The organism is Streptomyces saintjeani (assembly GCF_055409605.1).
In genome coordinates this window covers 9,776,449-9,800,241 of record NZ_CP189624.1, presented here as the reverse complement: position 1 = coordinate 9,800,241, position 23,793 = coordinate 9,776,449, and the positions used below count along the sequence as shown (strand labels likewise).

Here is a 23,793-nt window from a genome sequence, read left to right as displayed (position 1 = left end):
CGCTGTGGATCAGGAGTGCCCCGTGCCGGACGGACCCCTGTGGACCCGCAAGTCGTTCCTGCTCGGCATGGCGGCGGCCGGAGCCGCCCCGCTGCTCCCGGCGGCGGCCGGGGCGTCGCCCTCACGGCCGGACTTCCCCCTGGTCGCCGACGGCCTCGCCACCGACCTCTACGTGGACCCGGCGGAGCACCCGGCGGTGATCCGCGCGGCCGGTGACCTCCAGGCCGACATCGAGCGGGTCAGCGGCGTCCGGCCCCGGCTCCTGCACGCCCTGCCCGAGCGCGCCGGGCACCTGGTCGTCATCACCACCTCGGCGGCGCGGGGCCGCTGGGAAGCCTCGGTGACCCGTGTCGTCGACCGCCCCTTCCCCGGCGTGGACCGCGCGCTGACGATCACCGGCAGCGACCGGCGCGGCACGGTCTACGGCATCTACGACACGTCCGAGCGCATCGGCGTGTCCCCCTGGCACTGGTGGGCCGATGTCCCGATCGTCCACCGCGACACGGTGACCGTCCCCGCGCGGACCTTCGAACGGGGCGAGCCGAGCGTCCGCTACCGGGGCGTCTTCATCAACGACGAGCAGAACCTGACCACGTGGTCCCACCGCACCCAGGAGCCGGACAAGAACATCGGCCCCCGCACCTACGAGCGGATCTTCGAGCTGCTGCTGCGTCTCAAGGCCAACTACCTGTGGCCCGCGATGCATCCGTACTCGGACTTCTTCAACAAGTACGCGCAGAACCCGCAGGCGGCCGACCGCTACGGCGTCGTCGTCGGGTCCAGTCACCCGGAGGCCATGCTGCGCAACGGAGTTCACGAGTGGGACCCGTGGGCGGCCGAGCACCGGAACGCGGACGGGAGCCTGCCGGTGTACGACTACACCGTCAACCCGGCGGTGATCTCGGAGTACTGGCGGACCCGGGCCCGGCAGAACGCCCGTTACGAGAGCAGCTGGACGCTGGGGATGCGCGGGCTGCACGACTCGGCGCTGGAGACGCGGGGCGCGACCACGATCCCGGAGAAGGTCGTGGTGATGAACGACATCATCGCCGACCAGCGGCGCATCCTCGCCGAGGAGGTCGGGGCGGGGGCCGAGCCGCAGATCTTCATCCCGTACAAGGAGGTGCTGGACCTCTACAACGCGGGTGTCCAGGTCCCCGACGACGTGACCCTGATCTGGCCGGACGACAACCACGGCAACATGCGCCAGCTCCCGGACGGCGCCGAGCGGGCCCGCAGCGGCGGGAACGGGATCTACTACCACCTCTCCTACTGGGGGCGGCCCCGCAGCTACCTGTGGCTCGACACCACGCAACTCGCCAAGGTGTGGCAGGAGTTGAGGCGGGTGCACGAGCACGGGGCGGACCGCGTGTGGATCTTCAACGTGGGTGATCTCAAGTCCATCGAGACGGGGCTGTCGTTCTGCCTCGACCTGGCCTGGGACGTGGCCGGCCGGGGGCCCGAGGAGTTCCTCGCGCGGTGGTACGGGCGGCAGTTCGGGCGGGAGCACGCGCCGGAGCTGACCGCGATCCGTACGGAGTACTACCGTCTCGCGGCCGAGCGGCGGCCGGAGTTCATCGACCGGGACGTGTTCTCGACGGTGCACCACGGGGACGAGGCGGGGCGCCGGATGGACGCGTACGCGGCTCTCCTCGAACGGGTCCGCGCGCTGGGCACGCGGCTTCCCGAGTCGTACCGGGACGCCTACTTCGAGCTGGTCGAATACCCGGTCCACGGCGCGTACTTGATGAACCTGAAGTACCACTGGGCGGATCGCAACGCGCTCGCCGTCCGGCAGGGGCGGGGTGCGGGGGTGAACCGGTACGCGGATCTCGCGGAGGCCGCGCACGCCGAGGAGCAGGCGATCACGCGGCGGTACAACACGCAGGTCGCGGGCGGGAAGTGGGACGGGATCGTCAATCCGTACCCGTCCCAGATCCCGAAGGCCCCTGGGCGGCCGGCTGTCACGCGGGTCGCCCGGCAGGAGACGTCGGGGCTGGGGGTGGCCTCCGAGGGGAACGACGTCGGGACCGTCCGGGCGCTGTCGTTCGACTCCCGCGACCGGGGGCTTCGGTTCGTCGACGTGTTCAACACCGGGTTCCTGCCGGTGGACTGGGTGGCGGAGGCGAGTGAGCCGTGGGTGCGGGTGAGTGCCTCCGGCGGCACGCTCACCGACCAGACGCGGGTCTGGGTGGAGATCGACTGGGATCGGGTGCCGGAGGGTACCCACACGCCGGGTGTCTCGTTCACGGGCGCGGGGCGGAGCGTCGCCGTCGCGCTGCGGGTGGTCAACTCCCCTGTGCCGGTGCGGGGGTTCGCCGAGGCGCACGGGTACGTGTCCATCGAGGCGGCCCACTTCGACCGGCAGGTTCCGCGCGGGGGCGCCCGGTGGCGGACCGTACAGGGGCTGGGGCGGCGTACCGGCGCCGTGGAGGCCGTGCCGTCGACCGCGCCCTCGGTCACGGAGGAGTTCGGCACGCGCTCGCCCGAGCTGCGGTACCGGGTCCACTTCACGTCGGCCGGGACCTTTCCGGTGACCGTCTTCCGGCTTCCCTCCCTCGACGAGCGCGGCAGGCGGCGGCTGGCTGTCGCGCTGGACGGTCAGGCGCCGGTCGTGCTGTCGGGGCAGGCCGTCGCCACCGGGAACCGGGGGGACGCGTGGGCGCGGAACGTGGAGGAAGGGGTCGAGAAGCTGACCGGGACGGTCGTCGTGGAGGCGCCGGGGGACCACACGCTGCGGCTGTTCATGGTCGATGCGGCGATCGCCGTGGACCAGATCGTCATCGGTACGGCGGGGGCGGTGCCGGGATATCTGGCGCCGCCCGAGAGCGCGAGGTCCAGGGTTCGCGCATGACTGGTCCGCTGTCGCGCCGTCCGGCGACCGTCGCCGACGTACCCGTGGTCCACCGCCTGATCGCCGCGTGCGAGGAGAGTCTCCACGGGGAGGTCACGACCAGTGCGGACCGGGTCGCCGTCGAACTCGGCGAGCCCGGTTCGGAGGCGGTGGTCGTCCTCGGTCCGCGGGGGGAGGCGGCCGGCTGGGGGTGGGTGCGGGGGCGGCGGGCCACGGTCGATGTGCATCCCCGCTACCGGGGGCGCGGGCTCGGGGGTTCGCTGCTCTCCTGGGCGGAGGCGCGGGCCACGGGTGACCGGCTCGCGCAGAGCGTCCCGCACGGCGATCTCGCGGCGATCGCGCTCCTGGAGTCGCGGGGGTACGCCCCGCTCGTCACCGAGTGGCTCCTGCGGATCGCGACGGCCGTCGGGCCCGAGGTGCCCGCGCCTCCGGCCGGGGTCACGGTCCGGGCGTTCCGGGCCGGTGACGAGCGGGCGGCGTACCGGGTGACCGAGGACGCGTTCGACGAGTGGCAGCAGCGGCGCAAGCCGTACGAGGAGTGGGTGCGGCACACGGTCGGGCGGGCGACGTTCGTGGCCGGGGCGTCGCCGGTCGCCTTCGCCGGGGAGGAGATGGTCGGCGTGGTGCTCTCCACCGACGGCGCCGAGGGGCGCGTCCAGCGGGTCGCGGTGCGGCGGGACCATCGGGGGCGGGGCATCGCCCGCCTGCTCCTGCTGGAGGCTTTCGGGGCCTTCCACCGGCGGGGCAAGCGGGCGTGCACGCTGTGGACGCACTCGGACACGGGCGCGCCGGCGTTGTACGAGCGCGTCGGGATGACGGTGCGGCGCAGTTCGACGGTCTACAGCAAGGTGCTCGCCGTCACGCGGTGACCGGCTCCGGGGCCGGGGTCTCGGAGTGGCTGCGGGTCAGGCCCTTGCGGTCGTACGCCCGGGTGCCGAGGAAGCCCGCGGTCAGGCCGAGGACGAGGGCCGCCGTGGAGGCGATCACCGCGCGGCCGAGGCCGCCGTCCCAGGTCGCGCCGTAGTAGAGGACCGAGCGGACGCCGACGTACGCCTGGTGGACGGGTTCGAAGCCGGAGAGGAAGCGAATGAACGGCGGGAGCGCTTCCAGCGGGGTGGTGCCGCCGGAGCTGGGGACGGCGAGGACGACGAACAGCAGGAGGCTGATGATCATGCCGAGTCCGCCGAGCAGCGCGAGGATCGCCTGGGCGACCACGGCGACGGCGGCGATCACGAGGATGCCGAGCAGCCAGAGCTGCCACGGGTGGTCGAGGGGCATGCCGAGCCAGGCCGCGATGCCGAGGTAGGCGCTGCTGACGACGACGGCGAGGCCGCCCATGAGCGCCCACTTGAACAGGAGCGTGGACTGGCGGCTGTGGCCGGAGTTGGCCGCCATGCGGTAGACCGGGCCCCATTCGAGGGGGATGAAGCCGAGCTGCGCGTCGACGAGGTTGGCGACGATGACGGAGCCGGTGAATCCGGCGAGGACGAGCAGCAGGGCGTAGTAGAAGGCGGAGAGGCCGTTGCCGGTGCCGTTCGGGACGGGCTCGTACGGGGTGGTGTGGACGTCCAGCGGGGCGGCGAGGACGAGGCGGGCGATGCCGGGGGCCTTCGGGGCGGCGGCGAGGAGCTGCTTGCCGACGGTCTCGTTGACGCCCGTCAGGGCCTTCGTGGCGTAGGCGTTGACGATGGAGACGCTGGAGGTGTTCGCCAGCGGGTTGGTGTAGACGGTGACTTGGGGCCGCTGGACGTCGGTGCCGGGGCCGCTCAGCGCGCCGAGTCTCTGCGTCAGGTCGGCGGGCAGGACGATCGCCCCGTACAGCTTGCCCTCGCCCATCTGCTCGCGGGCTTCGGTGAGGGTGAGGGTGCGCAGGTCGAACTTGTGGGTGTCGGTGTTCTTGCGCAGGCCCTCGGTGATCTTCGCGCCGGTGTCACCCCGGTCGGCGTTGACGACGGCGACGGGGAAGCCGTCGAGGTGGTCGGCGGAGTTGACCGAGCTGCCCAGGTACAGCGACGCGAGGGCCGCCATGACCACGGTGACGAGGACGGCGGGGGTCAGCCAGAGTGCGAGCCCCGGCCTCGTGGGGGCCGTCGTGTCGTCGTTGTCGTGCGTCACTGCACCGATTCCCTTCGGGTGACCATTTTGGTTACTAGGTGACCAGGATGGTAACTTGCGGCCATGAAGTCAAATGTGAAACCCACGAGCGAGGAGATCGACCACGCGCTGATCGATGTCGCGGCCTTCGTGTTCGCCCAGCACGGGTTCGCGCAGGGGACGGTCCAGGCGATCGCCGACGCAGCCGGCTACTCCAAGGCCGCCGTCCTCAAGCGGTTCGGCTCCAAGGAGCGCATCCAGGACGCCGTGGTCGCGCAGGCGGAGCGGACCGCCGCGACGCTGGCGGGCATCGCCGCGGCGGCTCCCGTCGGGCCCGGGCGGGACGCCGTACTCGTCGAGGCGCTGGTGCGGACGCTCGGGGAGCGGCCGGGGATGGGGGCGCTCGTCATGGGGGCGTTCTGGCTGACGCGGGAGCCGGAGATGCTGGAGCGGCTCTCGGGGGCGCAGCGCACGCTGAGGGAGGCGTTCGACCCGGGTGCGTGGGAGGACGAGGAGCGGCGGGTGCGGGTGGTGGCGGCGATCGGGGCGGTGACGGCGACGATGATGGCGCGGCGCGACGAGAACCATCCCGACCGGACCGACGTGATCGTGGCGGCGGGGCTGGGGGCGCTGGGGCATCGACCCGGTCGATGACCGGCATCGGTGATCGACTGTTCCCAACGTGCCTGGTCAGCGGCGAGAGTCTCTCTTCAGGGGCCCGTTCTCCGGCCCCCTCCCCCCCCCACTGCGGTTCTTGGAGATGAGACTTATGCGCGGCGAACTGCTGGCGCTCAGAGCGGGGCACGTCTTCGACGGCGTGCGGGTCCGGCCGTCGGGCACGGTTCTGGTCGTGGACGGCGTGATCCTCGACGTCGACTGCACGGGCGCACAGCCGCCGGAGCACGCGGCGGTGACCGACTTCGGCCCTGACGCCTGGCTGCTGCCCGGGCTCATAGACACCCACGTCCACCTGACCTGGGACGGCGGACCCGACGCCGTACGGCAGGTGACGTCCGACGACCGGGCGGCCGTCCTGGAGAGCGCGCGCGTCTCGGCGGCGGCGACGCTGGCGGCCGGGGTGACGACCGTCCGGGACCTCGGCGACCGGGACTACCTCACCCTCGACCTGCGGGACAAGGTTCCGGCCGAGGAACGTCCCGAGATCGTCGCGGCGGGGCCGCCGATCACCACCCCCGGCGGGCACTGCCACTTCCTCGGCGGCGAGGCCCAGGGCACCGAGGCGCTGCTGGCGGCGGTGCGGGAGCGCGCCGCGCGGGGGTGCGAGGTGGTGAAGGTGATGGCAGGCGGGGGCACCATGACACCCGGGTCCGATCCGACGCGGCAGCAGTACGGCCGCTCCGACCTGCGGATCGTCGTCGACGAGGCGCACCGGCTGGGGCTGGGCACCGCCGCGCACGCGCACGCGCTCCAGGCGGTCGTGGACACGGTCGGCGTCGGCTTCGACACGATCGAGCACTTCTCGTTCATGACGCCGGCCGGGGTCGTCCTGCCGCCGGACGTGCTGGACGAGGTCGCGCGGCGGGGGACGTTCGTGAGTCTCACGGTGGGCACGGTGCCGGGCCGCACCGTTCCTCCGGCGATCGCGGCGGCCTTCGAGCAGTTCACCGACCTCATGGCGAAGGTCGTCGCCTCCGGTGCGCGGGTCGTTCCCGGCACCGGCTCGGGGATCGCTCCCGAGAAGGCGCACGGAATGTATCCGCACGGGCTGCGGCAGCTCGCCGAGCTGGGGATGCCCGCCGTGGGCGTCCTGCGGTCCGCGACCTCCGAGGCGGCCGAGGCGGTCGGGATGACCGGCCGCAAGGGGGTGTTGCAGCCTCGGGCCGACGCGGACGTCGTCGTGCTCGGGAGGTCTCCGGTCGACGACATCGGGGCGGTCACGGACGTGCGGGCGGTGTACCGGGCGGGGCGCCGGGTCCGCTGAAGGGTGTCGTCGCGCGCGGCGGCTCTCCCCGCGCCGGCGCGGCCGGCGGAACTCGGCAACGCCCGGTCGGCCGTGCAGCGCGGGGTCAGTCCCCGGTCCGGCCCGTCACGTACGTCTCCAGGTGGGCCAGGGACGAGGCGATTCCGGCCTCGTGGTCGGACTGGCCGATGCCGGGGGGTACGTCGGTGGCGGTGACCGTCACGCGGGTGCCCTCCGGGGTGGGGGTGAGGTCCCAGGTCATCGTCATGGTGCCCGCGTACGACGGGTCGTCGGACGTGAACACGGCCCGCTGGACGATCCGTTCGGGCGGGACGAGGGCCACGAAGGCGACGTCCACGACGTCGGTGCCGTCCGAGGTCTTGCCGGGGTCGTCCGTGGCGTCGAGGTAGGTGAGGGTCATCCGGAAGCCGCCGCCGGGGCGGGGGTCCCAGTGCTCGACGTGTCCCCGCATGCCGGCCGGCGGAAGCCAGGTCTCCAGGGCGGAACGGTCGACGAGGGCGGCGTAGACGACGGCCGGCGGGGCCGGGATGAGCCGGGCGGAGCGGTCGGTCCTTGGCATGGGGGCATCGTAGTGCGGCAGGTCGTGGGCGGATGCGGGCCTTGTTCTTCGCGCCGGGGATTTCTGTGGAGCGAGCGCGGATATCGGCATTGTCAAGTGGGCTTCAGAATATGTGAACGGCTTTCTCGACGACGTTCCCTTTACCTCCCCGCGGGCGCCTCATTACCCAGGGACGATAGATTCGGGCAGCGTGGTCGGGCCGTTCGACCACGTTGGACCGGCAGGAAAGGACCAGGTGGGTGCCAGATATCGCCGTCGGCCCGATAGCCGTCGTGTACGACAAAGGTGCCGCTTCCGCCGGTGAGATCGGTGCGGGAATTCGACGGACCGGAATTCCCGTGGTGACGGTTCTCGGGGATTCGGAACACGCGCGGTCGATGCGTCCGCTGGTCGGGGAATTCGGGCCGGTCGTGTCGCTGGACGCCGGTTTCGAGGCCGTCGTGGACGCGCTGCGTGCCGTCGGCGTCCGGGCCGTCACGACGTTCAGCGAGCGCATGCAGCACACGACCGCTCTCCTCGCCGAGCGCCTGGCGCTGCCGTACCACTCCCCCGCGACGGTCCGCCTCCTCACGGACAAGGCGGCCCAGCGCCGGTGTCTGCGCGCGGCGGGGATACCGCAGGCCCGCAGTCACCGCCTCGACCGCGCCGCGCAGTGGCCCGAGGCCGTCGCCGTCACCGGGCTCCCGGCGGTCCTCAAGCCCGTACGCGGTGAAGGCAGCCGCAACACCTACCTGGTCCAGGACCCGGACGAGGGGCGGGAGTTGGCCGAGGCGCTGCTGGCGGACGCGGAAACCGCCCTGGTGCTGGAGGAGTTCCTGGCCGGCCGGTCCGAACGGCCCTTCGGGGACTACGTGTCGGTGGAGTGCCTCGTGCAGGACGGCGAGGTGCGTGTCCTCGCCGTGACCGGCAAGCCCGCACTCCTGCCGCCGTTCCGCGAGACGGGCCAGTTCTGGCCGAGCCACCTGCCCGCGCCGGAGGTGGCCGCGCTCGGGAACCTCGCCGCCGACGCCGTACGGGCCCTCGGGGTCCGGTCGGGGATCACGCACACGGAGATCAAGCTCACGCCTCACGGGCCCCGGATCATCGAGGTGAACGGCAGGCTGGGCGGCTGGGTCGGTGAACTCGCCCGGCGGGCGGCCGGGGTGAACCTGATCGAGGTCGCGGGGCGGATCGCGCTCGGCGAGCGGGTCCAGGTGCCGCCGCTGTCGTTCGACGGGGTGCACTTCCAGTTCTCCACGCCGGGTCCGCGCGAGGCGTGCACGCTGACGAGGTGTCAGGGCGTCGCGGACGTACGGGCGCTGGAAGGTGTGACCGGGATCGTGCCGCTGGTGCGGCGCGGGGAGCGGCTGCCCGGCGGGGTGCACACGGCGCCGCTGGACATCGCGTTCGGGCACGCCCCGGACCACGCGGCGATGCTGGCGACGGTCGAGAAGGCGGCGGGTCTGCTCTCCTACGCGTTCACGACGGACGACGGGTGTGTCCGCAGCGCCACGGCCGCCGACCTCAGGGGCAACGGCCTTGTCTGACACCGCACTTCGCACGAGGTGGGCCACCGGTCTGGTCCCGGAGCCGGGTGACGCGCGGCGGTTCGCGTTCCTCGTCCTGGTGCAGGCGGGCGGTACGGGGTTCTTCCTCACCGCGAGCACCGTCTTCTTCACGCGGGTCCTCGGATTCGGCGCCGGGCAGGTCGCGTTGGGGCTGTCGGCCGCCGGTCTGTGCGGGTTCCTCGGGACGGTCCCGGCGGGCCGGCTCGCCGACCGGATCGGGCCCAAGAGGCCGCTGCTGACGATGTACGGGCTGCTGGCGGTGCTGTTCGCGCTGTACGCGGCCGTCGACGACTACGGGTCGTTCGTCGTCGTCGCCTGTCTGATCTCCCTGTGCGAGACGGCCGGCAGCTCGCTGCGCGGCGCCCTCACCCACGCCCTGTTCGGCGGGGAGCGGGCCACGAAGGTGCGGGCCCAGACGCGCGGCCTGTTCAACCTGGGGCTCGCCGCCGGGGCGGCGGTCGCGGCGCCGGCTCTCGCCGTCGGCGGCCGACGGGCCTTCTATGTCGTGACGCTCGCCAACGCGGTCGCGCAGTTCGGTTGCGTACTCATCGGGCGTGGCTTCCCGCCGACTCCGCCCACCCGCCGGGCCGGTACGGCGGCGTCCTCCGGGGCCGCTCTGCGGGACGTCCGCTTCCTGCTCGTCACCTTCAGCAGCGGGGTGCTTGAGCTGTACCAGCCGGTGCTGACCGTCGGTCTGCCGCTGTGGATCGTCACCAGCACCTCGGCGCCCGCCGCCGTGAACGCGGCGCTGTCCGTGACGAACACGGTCTTGGTCGTGCTGTTCCAGGTCGCCGTCAGCCGGGGGGCCGACACGCTGGCGGGGGCCGCGCGGGCCCAGTTGCGGGCCGGGGGTCTGCTCGCGCTGGCCTGTCCGGTGCTCGCGCTGAGCGCCTTCGGTCCGGCGCCGGTGGCGACCGCCGTGCTGCTGGCCGGAGTTGTCGTCCTCGGCTTCGGTGAGCTGGCGCAGTCGGCCGGGAGCTGGGGCATCTCGTTCGGGCTGCCGCCCGCCGACCGGATGGGCGAGTACCAGGGCGTGTTCGGACTCGGGCGCGGGGTCCAGCAGTTCCTCGGCCCGGTGCTGGTCACCTCTCTCACCGTCGGTCTGGGGGCGGCCGGCTGGCTGGTCCTCGCGGCCGTGTTCCTCGCGGCGGGGCTGGCCTCGAAGGTTCTCGTCGACGGTGCCGTACGGCTGGAAGGAGACGTCGCATGACGACGCTGGTCGATCTGTTCCGCGCGAGCGCGGGGCGTGTGCCCGACGGGGTGGCGCTGCGGGGCGGGGGTGAGGAGGTGACGTACGCGGAGCTGGACGCGCGGTCGGACCGGGTGGCGAGGGTGCTCGCAGGATCTGGAGTGGGGCCCGGGGAGTTGGTCGGGGCCGTGGTGGGGCGGTGCGCGGAGTCGGTCGTGACGGTGCTCGGGATTCTCAAGTCCGGTGCCGCGTATGTGCCGTTGGACCCGGCGTATCCCGCCGAGCGGTTGCGGTACATCGTGGCGGATGCGGGCGTGCGGGTCTCGGTGGGGCCTCGTGCCCGTGAGGTTCCGGGCGTGGTGCTGGCTCCCGACGGGCCCGCCGAGGGGCGGCCGTCCGCGCCTTCCGCCGGTGATCCCGCGTACGTGATCTACACCTCCGGGTCCACCGGCAGACCCAAGGGCTGTGTCGTCACCCACGGCAACGTCGTGGCACTGCTGGAAGCGGCCCTGCCGCTCTTCGGGTTCGGTCCGCGTGAGCGGTGGACGCTCTTCCACTCGCTGAGCTTCGACTTCTCCGTGTGGGAGATGTGGGGCGCGTTCGTCACCGGCGGGACGCTCGTCGTCGTGCCGGACGAGGTGGCGCGGTCGCCGGAGCGGTTCGTAGAGCTGCTGGTGGAGGAGGGGGTGACCGTGCTCAACCAGGTGCCGTCCGTGTTCCGTTACACCGCGACCGCGTACCGGGAGGCGGGGTGTCCGGGGCTCGCGGTGCGGTGGCTCGTGTTCGGCGGGGAGGGGGTGGATCTGCCGGTCGTACGGGAGTTCCTGGGCGGGGCCGGCGGGGTGCGGCCGTCGGTGGTGAACATGTACGGGATCACGGAGACGACGGTGCACGTCACGTACAAGGAGCTGGACGACGACGCGCTCGCCGGGGAGGTGCGGTCGCCGATCGGGCGGGCGTTGCCTCATCTGTCGGTGCGGGTGCTGGACGCGGATCGCCGGCCCGTGGCGGTGGGTTCCGTCGGCGAGATGTGGGTCGCCGGGGCCGGGGTGTCGTCCGGGTATCTGGGGCGGGCGGAGCTGACCCGGGAGCGGTTCGTCGCGCTGGACCGCGTCGTGCACTACCGGACCGGGGATCTGGCGCGTGAACTGCCGGGCGGGGAGCTGGAGTTCGTGGGGCGGGCGGACGATCAGCTCGCGCTGCGCGGGTTCCGGATCGAGCCCGGGGAGATCGAGGCGGTGCTGCGGGGGTCGGGGCTGGTCAGTGACGTCGCGGTGACCGTGGCGACGACAGCCGCGGGGGCGAGTTTTCTGCTGGCCGGGGTGGTGGCGGCGCCGGGGCACGCGGACGGGCTCGCGGGGCGGCTGCGCAAGCACGCGGCGGCGGAGCTTCCGGCGCACATGGTGCCGGACCGGTATCAGGTGCTGGACGCGCTGCCCCTGACTCCGTCCGGCAAGACGGACCGGCGTGCGCTCGGCGCGCCTCGTACTGCGAAGGAGACGTCATGAACACCGCTGGAGCCGTTGACACCGTGGAGGCCGCCCGCGCTGTGGATGCCGCTGGTGTCGCCCACGCCCGGCAGACCCTCACCGCCATCTGGGAAGACCTCCTGGACACCGAAGTCGGCCCCCACGACGACTTCTTCGAGCTCGGCGGCTTCTCCCTCCTCGCCGTCGACGTCGTCGGCGCGGCCCGCCGCAGCGGCCTGGCGATGCGCGCGGAGGACCTCTTCGAGCACCGTACGGTCGCGTCGCTCGCCGCCGCCCTGACCACCCCCGCCGCTCCCCCGGCCGCGCCCGTCCTCACCGCTTCGGACGTGTGGCGCACCGCCGCGAGCCCCTGGGACCGGGACGCCGTCACCTGCCTGGTCCCGCTCGCCCCCGAGGGCCGCGGTGAGCCCTTCTTCCTGGTGCACGTCGGCACGGGCAACATCCGGTTCGCGGAGCCGGTCGTCGAGAGCTGGCGTGCGGGCCGCCCGTTCTACGGCTTCGAGGCCCCCGGTTACCGGGGCGACGTACGCCCCCTCATCTCGCTCACCGCGATGGCCGACCGCTACCTCCTGGAGCTGCGCGAACTCCAGCCGCACGGCCCGTACTTCCTCGGCGGCCTGTGCCAGGGCGGCCTGGTGGCCTACGAGATGGCCCGCCGTCTGCGCGCGTCCGGCGAGGAGGTGCGGGCGTTGGTCCTCGTCAACCCGCCGTCCCAGGTGTCCCTGGTGGACCCCGGCTGGGGCCTCGACGAGCTTCTCTCGTTCCGGCTGGCGTCCCTGTCCGCCCAGTTCGGCCTCCCGCAGCCCCTGGACCCCGCCGAGACGCTGGCCCGCATCAGGCCGCTGCACTGGTACGACGACGCCGTCGCCCCGGAGGAGTTCGCCCGTCTCCAAGTCCTGTGGTCGGCGGGCATGTTCGCGCAGGAGCACTTCGAGATCCTGCCGTACGACGGGCCCGTGACGGCGTTCGCCCGTGAAGAGGCCCGGGAGGAGCTGGCGTTGTACTGGCCCAGGGCCGCGCCCGGCTTCGAGGTGTCCTGGTACGACGCCCGGGCGACCCATCCGATCATGGTCGATCCCGGGGTGGGCCGGCGGATGCGCGAGCTGCTCAAGCCGTAGGAGCCCCCTCGGCGTCGACGCCGTCGAGGGCGGCGTTCAGGCGGGCGGTGCTGCCGGGGCCGCCCTGGTAGGTGTCGTGCGATGCTCAGGTCATGACTGATCGACGCGAGGTTGCCGTCGTCCGCTGGCCGGGTCAGGCGCCTTCCGCCCAGGACGGGCCGGCGGATCTGCTGGCGGCCTACCATCTACAGACGCAGGCCGAGAAGGGTGAGGCCGTCGCCGGTGTGGACGGGTTGCCGGAGCGCTACCGGGCAGAGGTCGCGGATCCACGGGCCGTGTTCGCCGACGATGTCGTGCTGCTGGCTCTGAGCGGGAACACCGCGGTGGGCTGCCTGGTGGTGACCGCTCCTGTCGACGGACGGTCCGAGGTCAAAAGGCTCTGGACGCACTCGGCGTTCCGGGGGCGGGGCATCGCGTCAAGCCTGGTCGGCGCCGCGCTCGCGCATGCCGCGGAAAGCGGCGTCAGCGCGGTGCGGCTGTCGGTGTGGAAGTGGCGGGCAGGCGCGATCGCCCTGTACGAGCGGCTCGGATTCACCGTCACCGAGTCGTGGGACGAGCGGGACCAGCTGGTCTGCATGGAACGAGCCGTGTGAGTGAGTCGGATCTCCACGCGCCACGGCCGAGATCATCCCCCCGCACGAGCCGTCCGGGACAAGGCCGTCAGAAGGTGCCGACCGCCGTCAGCGCGCCGTACCCCACCGTCGTGACCAGGACCGTGGACAGCGCCCCCAGGAGCAGCCCCCGCCTCCCCGTCCGCAGCAGGGCGCCGATCCGTACGCCGCTGCCCAGGGCGAAGAGGGCGGCGGTGAACAGGAGTGTGGTGGTGGTCCTGGCCGAGGTCAGGACCGCCATCGGGACGGTGCCGGTCGTGCGCAGCAGCATCGTCGCCAGGAAGCCGGCGACGAACAGGGGGACGAGCGCGGGGCGGTCGCCCGGGGTGCGGCGGCGGTGTACGGCGCCGGCTCCGGCGACCATCGGCGCCAGCAGGACCACCCTGGTCAGCTTGACGACGACGGCGACCGCGACCGCGCCGGGGCCCGCCGGGGAGGCCGCCGCGACGACCTGGGCGACCTCGTGGACGGAGATTCCCGCCCAGGTGCCGAGGTGTTCGGGGCTCAGGGCGAGGGCGCGGCCGAGGAACGGCAGGAAGGCGATCGCGGCGCTGCCGTAGAGGGTCACGAGGGTGACGGCGGTGGCGACCTCCTCCTTGTCGGTGTCGGTGACGCTGTCCATCGCGGCGATCGCGGAGGCGCCGCAGATCGAGAACCCGGTCGCGACCATGAGCGTGAGGCCGGGCGGGACGCGCAGGAGCCGGCCGAGCAGGAGCGTCCCGGCGAAGGTGACGAGGACGGTGAGGACGACGGCCGCGACCGTCCCGGCGCCGAGGCCGAGGACCTCCCCGAGCCCGAGCTGGAGTCCGAGCAGGACGACGCCGAGGCGCAGGCACTTGCGCGCCGCCCAGGTCATGCCGTCCCGCGTCTCCTCCGGAAGCACCCCGCCGACCGCGACCCCGAGCACGACGGCGGCCGTGAGCGCGCTCACCGCCGGTACGCGGGAGCTGAGTGTGAACGCCACGGCCGTACCGGTCGCCGCCACGAGAAGCCCTGGCGTGAGGGTTCGGGACGCGACGGCCTGTCCTGTTGTGCTCATGCACCGATCGTCGACGGGGTGCGGGCGGGCCGGTAGCGGTCATTTTGCGCGTAGGTCATCAACGCGGTGAATGAGTCGGCGGCGCTGCGCGCCGGGTCAGTAGGTGCCCGTGAGGGTGATGGTGAGGTCGGTGGTGTTGAGCGGGAACTGGCCGATCGCCGTGGGGGAGCCGGTGAGGATGTCGACGCCGTAGAGGGTCGGGGTGCTCGCGCCGTACGGCGTCAGGGAGGCGAAGGCCGCGTTGGCGGTCGTCTTGCCGTTGGTGAGGGTGCTGAAGATGTCGATGCCCGCGTCGAGGTTCCCGGCGTTCGGGGGCGACTGGATGACGATCTGGTCGTTGGAGGTGTCGACGTCGACGAGCGTGGTGTCGCCGCTGAGTCCGGTGATGACGCGGACCCAGTCGAGGACCTGGGGCCGGTCGGTGGTGAAGGTGGCCATCAGGGTGCCGTCGCCGGTGATCCCGAAGGCTCGCAGGCTGGGTACGGCGGGCGCGGTGGGGGCGGGTGTGCCGGCCATGGCGAGGGCGCCCTCGCGGTCCCATTAAGCGCGCGCCCACCCGCCCCGCGAACTTTGCGCACCCTCACGAACCCACGGCCTCCACACTCTTCACGCCTTCACCCCGACTGACAAACACAGGTCCGGTTTTCTCCTACGGCCCTCCCGCGCGCCGACGGCCCGCCAGGCACCGGTCAACGCCCGTCGCGAGGTCGAGGCGTACACCCGCGAGATCCCGGAGTTCGCCTCCCTCGACTCCGACTCCCGAGGGAAGGCCCAAGCCCTGGAGTACGCGGTGTGGTTCAGGCGACGCACGGTCGAACCGGCCTCGGACAGCGGGATGTTGACCGACAGCGATCTCGACCACATCGCGTCGATGGGCGAGTTGAGGGCCGGTACCGGCATGTCCCTCACGTCGCGGCAGGGGGTGCTGCGCGAGATCGACGAGGCTACGCGGGCCCGCAGCGACGGGAGCCTCGACGAACTCATGGGCGTCATGGGCTGGTTCGCCCCGCAGGGTGAGCGCGGCATCGACGCCTACTGCCGGGGGTTCGTGACGGCGCTGCGCCGGCGGCTGCCGTACGTCGCCCAAGTCGCGCTGCTCACCAAGGCCCTGCTGGCCGATACCCGGTGGCGAAGGAGCTGGCGCGGGTCGCCGGTGTCGAACCGGCCGACGCCTACGAGGTGTCGGTGATCCGGGTGCCGGACCGGCCCGGTGACGAGCGGGACCTGGACGCGGAGGTCGAGGCGCTGGCGAGGACGCACCGGGTGCCGCTGTGGTGGCGTCCCGCTGCGGCGAGCTGATCACGCTGACCCCCGAGGGCCGTGAAGTCGCCGCCCTGGTAAGGGACTTCGCCGAGGCGCTGGGCCACCCCTGCGCGGCCGGCACCGCCGGCGGGCCGGTTCTCGCCGACGCCCTCGACCGGGCCCGGCACATCAGCCGTACGGCGCCCCTGCGCCGGGCGCCGGACCGGCGGCGCCCCCACACCCTCGCGGTCGCGGACGCCCCATTCGCCGACGCCCGGCTCCTCGCACCCGGCCCCGACCTGCTCCTGACCCTCGACCCGTACTACCACTGCGACATGAACCGCGCCCTCACCGCGAGCACACTCAACGTCCACCCCCGCACCCTGGACCACCGCCTGCGCCGGGTCCGCGACCTCACGGGCCTGGACCCGGCGTCGACGCGAGGGGTGCTGAGCACGGTCGTGACGCGGGATCTGCCGGGGGCGTGGAGCTGAGCGGCTCACCCTCGCCGGGACGGTCCCGCCAGCGCGTACGCCGTGACCCCGGTGACCGTGAGGACCAGCGCGGTCCAGGCGGCTGCCGTCGAGTCGGGCGGCAGCAGGGGCCAGGAGGCGATCCGGGTCGCCGTGCTCGTCGGGGGCGGGGTGACGAACGCGAGGGCGAGCCAGCCGAAGGGGAGGGTCCAGGCGTGGTGGGCGCCGTGGAGGGCCGCGCCCAGGGCCGCCAGGCCCATCAGGCCCGCGCTGTCGCGGGCGATCAGGGCGACGGGTGTCCCCGTCACCAGCAGGGCCGCTGTCAGGAGTGCGGCGGCGAGCAGGACGTGGGCGGCTCTGCGGGTGGTCCAGCGGATCGCGGCGGTGCGGTCGAGGGCGGGGTCCTGGCCGCCGAGGCCGGTGGAGGCGGCCATCGCGCCGGTCGCGAGGGCGAGGGTGGTCAGACGCGGGTCGCCGGTGCCGTCGCGGGTGAACGCCCGGGCCAAGGCCGTACCGATCAGGATCACGGCGAGCGTCGCGGGGACCTGGCGGGAGCGGGCGTACAGCGTCAGCCATCTCATCGGAATCCGCCCCTCCGGGGCCGGCCACCTCACCGGCCCCCGCCCTTCAGCGCCTCGAACGGCTCGCCCCGGCAGCTGTACGCCGCCGTCCGCATCGCGGCGATCCGCGCGAGCTGCTCGGGATACGGCCGTGCCCTCAGGTCCCGCCACGCCGTACGCGCCTGCGCGTCGGCCGAGGGTTCCAGGCTCCCCAGCGCCCACCCCACCGCGACGGTCCGCGCGATGTCCTCCTCGCCCATGCCCTGCCAGCCGACGGGCGTGCAGCCGGGGACCATCCCCAGCCCGATGAGTGCCCGGGTCAGTGCCTCGCCCTTCTCGGGGGTGAGGGTGTCGAAGTCGACGAGGACGGTGTCGCGGGACCAGCGGGGTGTGGAGCCCTCGGGCAGGAGCGTCGTGTTCTCGCGCACGGCAACCGGCGCGCTGTCGCCGAGGGCGGTGTGCAGGCGGCGGAGTGCTTCCCTGCCGGGGCCCGCGAGGCCTGTGAGGCGGTCCCGGTGGGTCCTGGTGACGCAGACGGGGCCGTCGCAGACCGGCGCGGCGGCGGCCTGGTCGACGACGTACATGCGGCCCGGGTCCGTCGGCAGGACCAGCAGGGCGAGGGCCGTGCAGGCGAGGGCCGGGGTGAGGGCGAGCAGGCGGGTGCGGCGGGTCGTCGCGACGAGCAGGGCGAAGCCGGTGACGGTGAGGCCGAGGAACCACAGGGTCTGGCCGAGGTCGACGGCGCCGGAGAGCGTGACGTAGGCGGCGCGGACGTCGTCGATGGCCGGGGAGAGGAGGGAGAGCCGGTTCGGCCGGGAGACGGGGAAGCCGTCCGGTGTGGTCGTCCGCGTGCGGCCGAGGGACATGTGCAGGAGCGCCGTGAACGCGAACGCGCCGACGGCGAGGGCGGGCGGGGTGAGCGGGGAGGGCAGGGCGCGGGCGATGCCCATGCCGAGGACGGCTCCGGCGGCGAGGGCGAGGACGGCGACGAGGGAGACCGGGAGCCAGCCGAGGTGCGGGTATTCCGAGTGGGCCAGGACCTGGACCCCGCCGACGAGGACGAGCAGCGCGAAGCCGACGGCCAGCGCCGCCGCCGTCGTACCGGCCCGGAGGGCGGCGCGGTGCCAGGCGGGGCGCGGGGTGCTCGTCAGGAGTTCGGACATCGTCGAGCGGTGGTCGCGCAGGCCCTGGAGGGCGCCGATGCCGACGGCCAGGGGCCACAGGTAGAAGAGGAGGGAGCGGGTCCACAGGGCGAGGGGCGTCCACTGGGCGGTCCACGCGGTGGTGCCTCTCCACCAGGCGGCGTCGGGGAGGTGGAGGAAGGCGAGCGAGGTCGTGAGGACCAGGGCGCCGGCCCAGGGGGCGGCGGAGCGTTTCAGTTCGGTGCGCAGGACGTTCACCAGGAGCCCTTCCCTCGTCCGGGGTGCTGGAGCAGGGCGGAGTAGCCGCGTTCGAGGGGGCTGTCGCCGAGGTGGTCGGGTCCGCCTGCCGCGGCGAGTTCCTCGGGGGTGCCCTGGATGACGAGGCGTCCTTCGTCGAAGAGGACGACGCTGGTGCAGGCGGCGGCCACGTCCTCGACGAGGTGGGTGGAGACGACGACGCAGGTGTCCTGGCCGAGTTCCTGGAGGAGTTCACGGAAGCGCAGGCGCTGGGCGGGGTCGAGGCCGACGGTGGGTTCGTCGAGCAGCAGGAGCGCCGGGTCGTTGACGATGGCCTGCGCGATGCCGACGCGCCGCACCATCCCGCCGGAGAGGGTCTTCATGCGCGAGTCGGCGCGGTCGGCGAGGCCGACGCGTTCCACGGCGCGCTGCACGGCGGCCGGGACGTCGGCCTTGGGCACCTCCTTCAGCCAGGCCATGTACTCGACGAACTCGCGGACGGTGAACCGCTTGTAGTAGCCGAACTCCTGCGGCAGATACCCGATCCGCCGCCGTACGGCCCGGTGCTCGCCCCGCTCCCCCACGGACTCTCCGAGCAGTTCGAGGCTCCCCTCGGTGGGCCGCAGGACGGTGGCCAGGGCCCGGATGAGGGTGGTCTTCCCGGCCCCGTTCGGCCCGAGGAGGCCGTGCACTCCGGTCCCGAGCGACAGGTTGAGGCCGTCGACGGCCATCCGGTTCCTGCCGACCCTGACCTTCAGCCCGGTCGCCCGGATCTGCCAGGCGTAGGTCGTCGGCGCGATGTCGGACGCGCTCACCATGACGTGTTCCTTCCCTCGTTGGCGTACGCCCCTCGGCGCACGACGACCACACCCACGCCGGCGGCGAGGACGATCCCCCACACCGGCATCCCGCCCGTCCCCAGGACGACGGTCGTACGGCCGACGGCCAGCGCCGGCGCCACCACTCCCGCGGCCCACCCGGCGGCGAGCGCGACGGCGGCCCGGGTCACCCCGACGACCCCGCCGAGCGCCAGCGTCGTGGAGGTGAGCGCGAGGCAGGGCAGCAGCCACTGCGCGGCGCTCGCCCCGGTCGCCCAGCCGCACAGGAGCAGCACGGGGACGACGACGGCGAGGACGGACGCGGTGCGCCGCAGCACCAGGTAGAGCCCGGACCGAGGGGTGGAGGCGGTGAGTTCGTACGCCGGGTCCAGGCCGCGCGACCAGGACGCGGCGACGCCGAGGATGGGCAGGACGGGGGCGAGCAGCAGGACGAGCGAGACCCTGCCCGCGCCGGTCAGGTCCAGGAGCAGGGCGATCAGGGTGACGCTGACCGCCATGGCGAGCCAGGGGACCATCGCGGGGGTCAGCCAGCGGGCGAGGCGTGCCGTGCGGCGGTGCCGGGCGGGCGGTGGGGTGAGGCGGGGTTCGAGGCCGACCCAGACGGTGTCCGTGAGGGCCGCGACGGCGGGTGCCTGTGTGGTGACGGCGGCCGAGAGCCGCTCGCGGCAGGTGGGGCACGTCTCCAGGTGGGCTTCCAGGGCCCACACCTCGTCGGGGGCGAGGTGTGTGTCGCCGCGCGCGTAGCCGTCGACGAGTCGCGTCGACGCGTGGTCCGCGTTCATGTCAGCGCCTTCCGCATCTCGGTCCGGGCCCGGCGGGCGCGGGTCTTGACGGTTCCCTCGGGCAGGCCGAGCAGGACGGAGGTCTCGCGGACGGACAGCCCGTCGAGCACCAACGCCTGGAGGACGTCCCGGAGTTCGGGGGCGAGGCGGTGCAGGGCGTCGCCGACCTCGCCGCCGACGGCCGCGGCGAGCGCCTCGTCCTCGGCGGCGGGTGCCGGGTGGCGCGGGGCGGCCTCGGCCGGGGGCTGCGCGTGGTGGGCGCGGCGCCGGAACGCGTCGACGAGGCGGCGGGCCGCGATCGTCCACAGCCAGCCGACGGCGCTCCCGCCGGCCGCCGTTCCGACGAAGGCGCCGGCCGCGCGCCACACCGCGAGGTACGTCTCCTGCATGACCTCGGCGACGATCTGCTCGTCGGCGCAGCGCCTGCGCAGCCGTACGGCCATCCAGGGCGAGGTGCGCCGGTACAGCTCCTCGAACGCGGCCCGGTCCCCGTGGGCGATGCGCCGGACGAGGTGTTCCTCGTCGAGCTCGCCGGGTGGTCTTCCTCGTGCTCTCACACCCCCAAGACGCGGGGCGTGGGCGTCAGGTTTTCCTCAAGAGGTGATCCGCGTCACACATATCGGGGCGCCGGCCGGAGGGACGGCCGGCGCCCCGGTGTTCTCAGGAGCTCACGCGGGAGACAAAGCGATACGTCCCGGAGCCCGCCCGGTAGACGGCCCGGTCCCCCTCGATGCCCTGGAGGACCGCGCCCCCACTGGCCGCGGGCGGTGCGCCGCCGCCGGCCGGGACGCGGATCTCGGCGCTGGTGTTGGGCGGGATCACGGCCGTGAGGCGGAAGACACCTCCCTGGCGCGACCACGCGGAGGTGACCTCGCCGTAGGGGGTGCGGTAGCTGCCGGCGGCCTCGGTGAGGTCACCGACCGGGCGGGGGTCGATGACGAGGTCGCGGTAGGCGACGGAGGTGTCCGTCTGCCGGATGCCCGCGAGGGCGCTGTGGAACCACTCGTCGATCTGGAGGAGGATCATGTGGTTCTTCGAGTTGAGCAGGTCCCACTGTTCCGGGACGGTCGTCAGGCCCTGGGGGTTGGCGGTGGTGGGGGTCAGGAAGTAGCCGTAGCTGGGGCGGGTGTTCTCCTGGAGGACGTTCCACAGGACGTCGTCGCGGCCCCCGGCGATCAGGGACCGGATCACCGGGGACAGCCCGATCGTCCCGGCGCTGAGGTGGGGGCCGCCGCCGAACGGGTGGTAGCCCTCGATCAGTTCGACCAGCGCGTCGAGCACGCGCCCGCGCTCCGCGTCGGGTACGAGCCCCTCGTCGAGCGCGAGCCCTTGCGCGGCCTGGGTCGCGCCGGCCGTGCCCTGGTCGCCCTGGCTGGTGTAGCGGCCCAGCGCGCTGTTGTAGAAGGCGTCGTTGAAGGCGCGCTTGATGGTCGAGGCGAGGTCGCGGTACTCGCTCGCGTCGCCGTCGCGTCCGATGAGCGCGGCCATCCGCGCCATCCGGTCGGCGACCTGGTGGTAGGCCCAGGTGCCGGTGATCCGCCCGGAGGTGGCCTCGGCGGAACTCCAGTCGGCGAGGGCCGCGTCGACGATGTGCGCGTCGGCGCCCGTGCCCGCCTTCTTGGTGCGGATGTAGGCCAGGAATGCCTGCATCCGGGGGTAGGCGCGGGCCATGGCCTGCGTGTCGCCGTACGTCCGGTACAGCAGCCACGGCGTGAGGACGATCCCGTCGCCCCAGTTGATCTCGTCGCCGTACCGGCCGAGGTAGCCGTAGTCGTACACGGGCGCCTTCAGCGCGACGTTCCCGATGTTGTCCCCGGCCCGCGACTGGCCCTCCACCAGATGGCGCGCCATGGTGCGCAGGTAGGCGCCGTACCCGAAGGTGCGGTGCAGGGCGCCGAAGGGCTGGAGGTAGTCGGCGGGGTAGGCGAGTTTCTCGCGGCCGGGGCAGTCCGTGAAGGTGGACATGGTGTTGCTCATGATCGAGTACCGGGCCATGCGGTGGATCCGGTTGACGCGCTCGTTCGAGGTGCGTACGTCCCCGGCGGCGGGGACGTCGGCGTGGACCTGGAGTCCGGTGAGCGTGTCCTCGGTCGGGGTGTACCCGGCGGGCAGGCCGGTGACCTGGACCCACTGCATGCCGAAGTAGTGGAACCGGGGGTGCCAGGTCTCGCCGCCGGGCGCGCCGTACGTGGTGTACGCGTCGAAGACGTCCGTGCCGCGTACGGCGCCGCCGCCCATGACGGAGAGCTGGTCGACCGTGCCGTCGGCGTTGAGGGACTCGGCGGGCCGCATCGTGACGGTCGTCCCGGCGGGGAGCGTGCCGGTCAGGCGCAGTTGGGGCCAGCCCGCGAAGTTCTGGCCGAAGTCGAAGACCCAGACGCCTGGTCGGGGCTGGGTGATGCCGACCGGGCGGAGGCGGGCTGCGATCTTCACCGGTTCGCCGATGCGCCAGACGAGGGCGGTGGTGAGGTTGGGGGGCGGTGCGAAGCCTGCCGCCGTCCAGTCGACGGGGGTGCCGTCGCGGCGTCGCGCGGTGGGGGTGAGGTCGGCTCCGGGGGCGTTCCAGCCGGGTTGTTCGCGGCGGGCGTCGTAGTCGGAGCCGGAGAACCAGTTCGCGGTGGTCTCGGGGCCGAGCGCGGTGCGCCAGGTGCGGTCGCTGACGATCGCGTGGACCGTGCCGTCGGCGCCGGTCAGTTCGAGGCGGGCGATGAGGCGGGGGGCGACGGCGGCGCCCGCGCTGGGGTCGGTGCTCGCGAGGGGGTTGCCGGAGCCGGTGACCCGTACGCCGGTGGCGTGGGACGCGGTGAGGCCGGGGGTGAAGGTGATGCCGGTGCCGTCCGCGCCCGCCGTGCCGACGGCGGTGATCCTGCGGGACTCCAGGCGTACGCCGCCGTCGCCGGTGTCGACGTTGACGGTGCCGCCGACGTGGTAGCCGGCGACGCCGCTCACCTTGACGGTGGTGGCGCCCGCCTCGGCCGGTGCCACGAGCGTGCCGTCGCCCTTGGACTGGCTCTGCCACCAGGAGTACGGCGCGGCGCGCCCGGTCGCCGGGTTGGTGACGGAGCGGGTGACCAGGGCGGTGCCGTGGCCCAGGGCGACGCCGAGGGTGTTGGCGCCGGGGCGGACGAGGTGCGTCACGTCGTAGGCGCGGTACTCCGTGGAGAGCTGGTAGTTGGAGTTGCCGGGGGCGAGGACCTCGTCGGTGACGGGGGCGCCGTTCAGGGTGACCTCGTGCAGGCCGACGCCGGAGACGTACAGCCGGGCCCTGGTGGTGCGGCCCGTCGTCGAGAAGGCGCGGGCGAAGAGCGGGAGGGGCTGGTCGAGGGTGCGGGCGGGGTGGTCGATCCAGCGGGCCCCGCCCCAGTCGGAGGGTCTGAGCAGGCCCGTCTCCCAGGTCGCCGGGCTGCTCCAGCCGGTCGTGGAACCGTCGGTGCCCCAGGTGCGGACCTGCCAGACGACCTCCTGCCGGGAGCCCGGCGGCGGTCCGCCCCAGGGGATGTCGTGCTGGGCCGCCGAGCGGACCGTGCCGGAGTCCCAGAGGTACCGTCCCGCCGCCAGGTCCCGTGCGCCGCGCGCGGCGCGGATGCGGTACGCGGCCTGCGTCCAGCCGCGGTTCACGCCCTCCGTGCGCCAGCCGAGCCGGGGGGCGGTGTCGTCGACGCCGAGGAGGCGTCCCGTACGGCCGTCGACGGTCAGGTCCCTGACGGTCGGTCCGGGGACGGCGTCGGACTCGGCGGCCTCCGCCTCGGCGGGCAGGGCCGGAGCGACGGTCAGCGCCACTCCGGTCGCCGCGAGCCTTCCGACGACCTGTCTGCGGCTGAGGACGCCGCTCTGCTGCTTGGACATGCGAGCTCCTTCGAATCGGCCGTTCAGGGTGCGTCGCCTCGGTCGGGCCGTACGGCGGGCTGGGTGCGAGTCGTCCAACTCCCCCTTCCCGCAAGCCGGAAGCGATCCCTCCGAGGCTGCCCGGCACAGCGAGATCGCCAAGCGTGACACCTGGGCCCGGAGGGGTGGGTCGGCACATATGAGCCGATCTCCTGACTGCCGTCGCCATTATGCGGAGCGCCTGTCGGTG

At 73.3% G+C, this 23,793-nt stretch carries 21 protein-coding genes; 11 read left to right on the top strand and 10 right to left on the bottom strand.

Annotated elements, in window-relative coordinates:
• The first annotated feature begins 67 nt into the window (after positions 1–67).
• Together ACQCO7_RS43785 and ACQCO7_RS43780 are read left to right on the top strand one after the other, a co-directional pair.
• Complete coding sequence (locus ACQCO7_RS43785) at positions 68–2,854, top strand: glycosyl hydrolase 115 family protein (protein WP_464077440.1); 2,787 nt, start codon at positions 68–70, stop codon at positions 2,852–2,854.
• Positions 2,851–3,723, top strand: coding sequence for a GNAT family N-acetyltransferase (locus ACQCO7_RS43780; protein ID WP_464077088.1), 873 nt, complete (start codon positions 2,851–2,853; stop codon positions 3,721–3,723). The genes ACQCO7_RS43785 and ACQCO7_RS43780 overlap by 4 nt, the downstream gene beginning before the upstream one ends.
• Here the strand turns inward: ACQCO7_RS43780 and ACQCO7_RS43775 are convergent.
• A complete protein-coding gene (locus ACQCO7_RS43775) occupies positions 3,713–4,969 on the bottom strand; it encodes a YhgE/Pip domain-containing protein (RefSeq protein ID WP_464077087.1) in 1,257 nt (418 codons plus the stop codon). The genes ACQCO7_RS43780 and ACQCO7_RS43775 overlap by 11 nt on opposite strands.
• Positions 4,970–5,044: 75 nt before the next feature.
• On the opposite strand from ACQCO7_RS43775, the gene ACQCO7_RS43770 reads away from it, so the two are divergent.
• Together ACQCO7_RS43770 and ACQCO7_RS43765 are read left to right on the top strand one after the other, a co-directional pair.
• Entirely contained in the window at positions 5,045–5,602 is a 558-nt protein-coding gene (locus ACQCO7_RS43770; protein WP_464077086.1) for a TetR/AcrR family transcriptional regulator, read from the top strand.
• A 115-nt stretch (positions 5,603–5,717) separates the two neighbouring features.
• Positions 5,718–6,890: an amidohydrolase family protein gene (locus ACQCO7_RS43765; protein WP_464077085.1), complete on the top strand. Its 1,173-nt coding sequence runs from the start codon at positions 5,718–5,720 to the stop codon at positions 6,888–6,890.
• An 85-nt stretch (positions 6,891–6,975) separates the two neighbouring features.
• Here the strand turns inward: ACQCO7_RS43765 and ACQCO7_RS43760 are convergent, their stop codons facing one another.
• A complete protein-coding gene (locus tag ACQCO7_RS43760) occupies positions 6,976–7,449 on the bottom strand; it encodes an SRPBCC family protein (protein WP_464077084.1) in 474 nt (157 codons plus the stop codon).
• 239 nt (positions 7,450–7,688) lie between these two features.
• Between ACQCO7_RS43760 and ACQCO7_RS43755 the strand changes: the two genes are divergently transcribed.
• The 5 genes from ACQCO7_RS43755 (at position 7,689) to ACQCO7_RS43735 (ending at position 13,386) form a co-directional block, all read left to right on the top strand.
• On the top strand, positions 7,689–8,975 hold the full coding sequence (locus ACQCO7_RS43755; RefSeq protein WP_464077083.1) for an ATP-grasp domain-containing protein: 1,287 nt from the start codon (positions 7,689–7,691) through the stop codon (positions 8,973–8,975).
• Positions 8,968–10,206: an MFS transporter gene (locus ACQCO7_RS43750; protein ID WP_464077082.1), complete on the top strand. Its 1,239-nt coding sequence runs from the start codon at positions 8,968–8,970 to the stop codon at positions 10,204–10,206. Before ACQCO7_RS43755 ends, ACQCO7_RS43750 begins: the two co-directional genes overlap by 8 nt.
• Positions 10,203–11,693 (top strand): amino acid adenylation domain-containing protein, encoded by a 1,491-nt coding sequence (locus tag ACQCO7_RS43745; RefSeq protein WP_464077081.1) that lies wholly within the window; start codon positions 10,203–10,205, stop codon positions 11,691–11,693. Before ACQCO7_RS43750 ends, ACQCO7_RS43745 begins: the two co-directional genes overlap by 4 nt.
• On the top strand, positions 11,690–12,793 hold the full coding sequence (locus ACQCO7_RS43740) for a thioesterase domain-containing protein (RefSeq protein ID WP_464077080.1): 1,104 nt from the start codon (positions 11,690–11,692) through the stop codon (positions 12,791–12,793). The genes ACQCO7_RS43745 and ACQCO7_RS43740 overlap by 4 nt, the downstream gene beginning before the upstream one ends.
• Positions 12,794–12,885: 92 nt before the next feature.
• Positions 12,886–13,386, top strand: coding sequence for a GNAT family N-acetyltransferase (locus ACQCO7_RS43735; RefSeq protein WP_464077079.1), 501 nt, complete (start codon positions 12,886–12,888; stop codon positions 13,384–13,386).
• 67 nt (positions 13,387–13,453) lie between these two features.
• Here ACQCO7_RS43735 and ACQCO7_RS43730 read toward each other — a convergent pair whose 3' ends face one another.
• Together ACQCO7_RS43730 and ACQCO7_RS43725 are read right to left on the bottom strand one after the other, a co-directional pair.
• The gene (locus tag ACQCO7_RS43730; protein ID WP_464077078.1) at positions 13,454–14,443 is read right to left on the bottom strand and encodes a YeiH family protein; all 990 of its coding nucleotides are present in this window, start codon (positions 14,441–14,443) and stop codon (positions 13,454–13,456) included.
• A gap of 96 nt (positions 14,444–14,539) precedes the next feature.
• Positions 14,540–14,959: a DUF4394 domain-containing protein gene (locus ACQCO7_RS43725; RefSeq protein WP_464077077.1), complete on the bottom strand. Its 420-nt coding sequence runs from the start codon at positions 14,957–14,959 to the stop codon at positions 14,540–14,542.
• Positions 14,960–15,281: 322 nt separating this feature from the next.
• On the opposite strand from ACQCO7_RS43725, the gene ACQCO7_RS43720 reads away from it, so the two are divergent.
• Together ACQCO7_RS43720 and ACQCO7_RS43715 are read left to right on the top strand one after the other, a co-directional pair.
• Positions 15,282–15,632: a hypothetical protein gene (locus ACQCO7_RS43720; RefSeq protein WP_464077076.1), complete on the top strand. Its 351-nt coding sequence runs from the start codon at positions 15,282–15,284 to the stop codon at positions 15,630–15,632.
• A gap of 82 nt (positions 15,633–15,714) precedes the next feature.
• Positions 15,715–16,179, top strand: coding sequence for a helix-turn-helix domain-containing protein (locus ACQCO7_RS43715; RefSeq protein WP_464077075.1), 465 nt, complete (start codon positions 15,715–15,717; stop codon positions 16,177–16,179).
• A gap of 5 nt (positions 16,180–16,184) precedes the next feature.
• Here ACQCO7_RS43715 and ACQCO7_RS43710 read toward each other — a convergent pair whose 3' ends face one another.
• From ACQCO7_RS43710 to ACQCO7_RS43685, 6 genes are all read right to left on the bottom strand, one after another.
• Positions 16,185–16,739, bottom strand: a complete 555-nt coding sequence (locus ACQCO7_RS43710; protein ID WP_464077074.1) for a hypothetical protein — start codon at positions 16,737–16,739, stop codon at positions 16,185–16,187.
• A gap of 29 nt (positions 16,740–16,768) precedes the next feature.
• On the bottom strand, positions 16,769–18,118 hold the full coding sequence (locus ACQCO7_RS43705) for a hypothetical protein (RefSeq protein WP_464077073.1): 1,350 nt from the start codon (positions 18,116–18,118) through the stop codon (positions 16,769–16,771).
• Complete coding sequence (locus tag ACQCO7_RS43700; protein WP_464077072.1) at positions 18,115–18,915, bottom strand: ABC transporter ATP-binding protein; 801 nt, start codon at positions 18,913–18,915, stop codon at positions 18,115–18,117. The genes ACQCO7_RS43705 and ACQCO7_RS43700 overlap by 4 nt, the downstream gene beginning before the upstream one ends.
• Entirely contained in the window at positions 18,909–19,718 is an 810-nt protein-coding gene (locus ACQCO7_RS43695; RefSeq protein WP_464077071.1) for a zf-HC2 domain-containing protein, read from the bottom strand. The genes ACQCO7_RS43700 and ACQCO7_RS43695 overlap by 7 nt, the downstream gene beginning before the upstream one ends.
• Positions 19,715–20,275, bottom strand: a complete 561-nt coding sequence (locus tag ACQCO7_RS43690) for an RNA polymerase sigma factor (protein WP_464077070.1) — start codon at positions 20,273–20,275, stop codon at positions 19,715–19,717. Before ACQCO7_RS43690 ends, ACQCO7_RS43695 begins: the two co-directional genes overlap by 4 nt.
• A 103-nt stretch (positions 20,276–20,378) precedes the next feature.
• Positions 20,379–23,564: a family 78 glycoside hydrolase catalytic domain gene (locus ACQCO7_RS43685; protein ID WP_464077069.1), complete on the bottom strand. Its 3,186-nt coding sequence runs from the start codon at positions 23,562–23,564 to the stop codon at positions 20,379–20,381.
• Positions 23,565–23,793: the final 229 nt, after the last annotated feature.

Bases quoted from the DNA above. Each gene is read 5' to 3' on its own strand.
- ACQCO7_RS43700 (WP_464077072.1), bottom strand. From the start codon at position 18,915: ATGGTGAGCGCGTCCGACATCGCGCCGACGACCTACGCCTGGCAGATC.
- ACQCO7_RS43710 (WP_464077074.1), bottom strand. From the start codon at position 16,739: ATGAGATGGCTGACGCTGTACGCCCGCTCCCGCCAGGTCCCCGCGACG.
- ACQCO7_RS43725 (WP_464077077.1), bottom strand. From the start codon at position 14,959: ATGGCCGGCACACCCGCCCCCACCGCGCCCGCCGTACCCAGCCTGCGA.
- ACQCO7_RS43730 (WP_464077078.1), bottom strand. From the start codon at position 14,443: ATGAGCACAACAGGACAGGCCGTCGCGTCCCGAACCCTCACGCCAGGG.
- ACQCO7_RS43765 (WP_464077085.1), top strand. From the start codon at position 5,718: ATGCGCGGCGAACTGCTGGCGCTCAGAGCGGGGCACGTCTTCGACGGC.
- ACQCO7_RS43745 (WP_464077081.1), top strand. From the start codon at position 10,203: ATGACGACGCTGGTCGATCTGTTCCGCGCGAGCGCGGGGCGTGTGCCC.
- ACQCO7_RS43740 (WP_464077080.1), top strand. From the start codon at position 11,690: ATGAACACCGCTGGAGCCGTTGACACCGTGGAGGCCGCCCGCGCTGTG.
- ACQCO7_RS43760 (WP_464077084.1), bottom strand. From the start codon at position 7,449: ATGCCAAGGACCGACCGCTCCGCCCGGCTCATCCCGGCCCCGCCGGCC.
- ACQCO7_RS43785 (WP_464077440.1), top strand. From the start codon at position 68: ATGGCGGCGGCCGGAGCCGCCCCGCTGCTCCCGGCGGCGGCCGGGGCG.
- ACQCO7_RS43695 (WP_464077071.1), bottom strand. From the start codon at position 19,718: ATGAACGCGGACCACGCGTCGACGCGACTCGTCGACGGCTACGCGCGC.
- ACQCO7_RS43685 (WP_464077069.1), bottom strand. From the start codon at position 23,564: ATGTCCAAGCAGCAGAGCGGCGTCCTCAGCCGCAGACAGGTCGTCGGA.
- ACQCO7_RS43780 (WP_464077088.1), top strand. From the start codon at position 2,851: ATGACTGGTCCGCTGTCGCGCCGTCCGGCGACCGTCGCCGACGTACCC.
- ACQCO7_RS43735 (WP_464077079.1), top strand. From the start codon at position 12,886: ATGACTGATCGACGCGAGGTTGCCGTCGTCCGCTGGCCGGGTCAGGCG.